Origin of the sequence: Arsukibacterium sp. (assembly GCF_033722355.1) — a bacterium.
Classification (GTDB): domain Bacteria; phylum Pseudomonadota; class Gammaproteobacteria; order Enterobacterales; family Alteromonadaceae; genus Alishewanella.
In genome coordinates, this window is sequence record NZ_JAWVZF010000245.1 from 1 (window position 1) to 2,688 (window position 2,688).

Annotated in this window: 4 protein-coding genes; 3 read left to right on the top strand and 1 reads right to left on the bottom strand. The window is 48.3% G+C overall.

The features are described from left to right. A partial coding sequence (locus tag R3177_RS14355; RefSeq protein WP_318971692.1) for a hypothetical protein occupies positions 1-492 on the top strand: 492 nt, incomplete at its 5' end. A 14-nt stretch (positions 493-506) separates the two neighbouring features. Next, positions 507-1,232, top strand: coding sequence for a cellulose biosynthesis protein BcsS (gene bcsS / locus R3177_RS14360; protein WP_318971693.1), 726 nt, complete (start codon positions 507-509; stop codon positions 1,230-1,232). Here the strand turns inward: bcsS and bcsZ are convergent. Then, the gene (gene bcsZ, locus R3177_RS14365; protein WP_318971694.1) at positions 1,229-2,350 is read right to left on the bottom strand and encodes a cellulose synthase complex periplasmic endoglucanase BcsZ; all 1,122 of its coding nucleotides are present in this window, start codon (positions 2,348-2,350) and stop codon (positions 1,229-1,231) included. The genes bcsS and bcsZ overlap by 4 nt on opposite strands. A gap of 159 nt (positions 2,351-2,509) precedes the next feature. Here bcsZ and R3177_RS14370 point away from each other — a divergent pair. Continuing rightward, positions 2,510-2,688: Clp protease N-terminal domain-containing protein (locus tag R3177_RS14370; RefSeq protein ID WP_318971695.1), on the top strand; the 179-nt coding region annotated here is incomplete at its 3' end.

The window sequence follows — 2,688 nt, forward strand, 5'->3', positions numbered from 1 at the left end:
GTGCCGTTAATGCAATCCGCTACGGTTCAGGTACTTGAGGGGGCAGAATGGTTTAATAGCGGAATGGATGCCCTTGGGTTACGTAAAACGCCACCAGCCAATGTGACTCAGGTAGGCATTCAATTAAGCGGAGATTTTGACCGCAACGGTTTTGCTTTGTCATCGCAAGATGATAATGGCCAACACCATATTGTGTTTACTGCAGAAGATGCAGAATTGTTACAAGATACCCTGCATACGGTTGTCGATTATGGCCATTGGGGCCAACTACGAGGCGGGTTGGCATTTTGGTCGCCCAGTGGTCGAACTGTTTATGCGGTCAGTTACGATGATGCGCCATTCTCAGCCTATGGCCTGCGCGGTGGTCTTGGCTTGTGGGTTTCGCAATATCCATGGCGGGCTTTGTTTATTTTACTGGGCTTATTGGGACTAATGGTCTGGCTAAGTCGTAAACTGCTTAAACAATTTCAGCAACGTAATAAGCAAAATTAATGTTCAGGATTTTAATGATGCAAGCCGTCAGCACCCGCGCTAGTGGTCGCTATTTACTGCTGGCCAGCATGCTCTATATATGGTCACTGCCAGCTCAGGCTGAGCAGGATTTATTGATTGGCGGCAGCCAATATTCACGGACCAGTAGCTACAGCTATCTGGGGATAATTAAACCGGTTGCAGATGGCCAGTTAGGGCAGGGTTGGTTTGTATCAGCGATTGGCAGCTGGTTGACCTATGAATATGACATTAACTTCAATAATCAGGCTGATAGACTGAAAGCCAAAGCGCCCGGTATTGATTTTGGACTTGGTTATGGCTGGCAGGGCGACCAATATTATCTGCAGTTGTCGACGGCTGCAGGCTATCGGGATTATCGTTTGAGCCCGGAGGTGCCGGGTGAAGAGCCTGAGGGGAGTACGCTTAGCCTGATGCCGCAATTGCAGGCTGGGTATCAATTTACCCCGAAATTTGATGTCGGCTTGATCAGTAACTGGAGCATCGGTCCGCAATCACAGTTTAACCGCTTGCGACTCGGCTACAGACCAACTGGCATGTGGCATGTTGGCCTTGAGGGGATGTATCAGGAAGGTAAAAGCTATCGTATTAAACAATATGGTCTGTTTGTGACGCGTTATTTAGCGGATGGACTGAGTCTGGAAATACATGGTGGCACACTTGAGTCACAAGATATCAGCAGTGCCGCTTATGTGGGGGCGGCTTTCTCAAAAAGTTTTTAGTCATCCCATGCGAGTTTCAATCGGCCATTTTCAGTAAATTGATAACGTTGTTCCAACCAACCAAAGGCAAATAAACCGAGCATTTGATCGTAATAATGCTGATATTCCCCGAGCAGTGCACCGTTGCTTTTCCGTTTTATTCGGGCCTGTTGCTGATCCAGTAGCTCGTTTTCATGCAGACTTTGCAAATAAGGCAGCAATGCGGCCGAAAAGCCGGCCGGTCCACGACCCTTGGTTTCGCCGGTCGTCAAATCAACATATTCTGGCGGAAAGTGGTTGCCGGCCTGTAACCAGTTCAGTGGGCCAAGATGTTTTTCGAGGAGGATTTTTTTACCAGCGTCGGTTTCAGGCAACATACCCAACCAGAGATAGACACGAATGGCATCATAGCTGGCAGTCTGTTCTTGTTCTGAAAGCCATTGCCAACCCTCTGCATGGCTATAACTTAGCCAGTCGGAAGCATAACCGAAGCGAGATGATTCACTGAGTAAACGCAGGCTATTGCGATAAATTTCTGCCCAGGGGCCATCCGGATCCAACCGAGCCAGTCCGCAGAACAGTTGGGGCGGTAAATAGCTGGGATTTAATAACCAGCGATCTTCACCCAGCACAAAACCATGTTGCCCCGGCAATAGCATTTTGCCGAGTCCGGGTAAATCTGCCACCTGATAACGAATGATTAATTGCAGCAAATCGTGACCAAGCTTTGCATAGTCAGGTCGTTGCCAGCGCTGTGCCGCTTCGAGCAGGGTATATGCCAGCCAGATATCGGCATCGGAAGCTGAATTTTCATCCAGTACCTGCCAGTCTCCGCTAGCAGACTGCCCCCACAGCCAAGCCGGGAGGTTTTGACTTAAATTTCCCCGGGCGAGATGCTTTTCAGTCCAGTGTAACAATTGTTCAAACTGCTTTGGTTGATTCGCCACCAGTGAAAAAAACAAAGCATAGGCCTGCCCCTCAGAGGTGGTGATACCGGGTGGCTGCTGATAGTCAATAACCCGGCCATCCTGCTGGATAAAACGTTCCTGATATGCCTGCCATAATGGCCAGTCTGCTAACACCGGTGGACTGACCATCAGCAACATCAGTAAGAAGGCTTTCGAGTTGTGGTAAAACATGAGCAAGTCGCCTGTGAACTGATAAACCGATCATCGCATGTTAGATCGAAAAAAGCTTTTTAAAATCGATATTTAACAGAATGGTTAGGTGCAGCTTGAATTCGCTATTGCATCGCCCCATTTAGCAATTAACTTAGTTTTAATAGGGACTTTGCAGTTATGCAGATTGATAAGCTCACTAGTAAATTTCAGGAAGCATTGGGCGCGGCGCAAAGCCTGGCCGTTGGTAAAGATCATCAATTTATCGAGCCGGTACATTTAATGCTGTCGCTGCTCAAACAGCAGGGTGGTAGTGTTAAACCCTTGCTGGCGCAAAGCGGCGTTAATGTTGTCAGCTA

Coding starts and splice junctions, on each gene's coding strand:
- bcsS (WP_318971693.1), top strand. CDS start 507: ATGATGCAAGCCGTCAGCACCCGCGCTAGTGGTCGCTATTTACTGCTG.
- bcsZ (WP_318971694.1), bottom strand. CDS start 2,350: ATGTTTTACCACAACTCGAAAGCCTTCTTACTGATGTTGCTGATGGTC.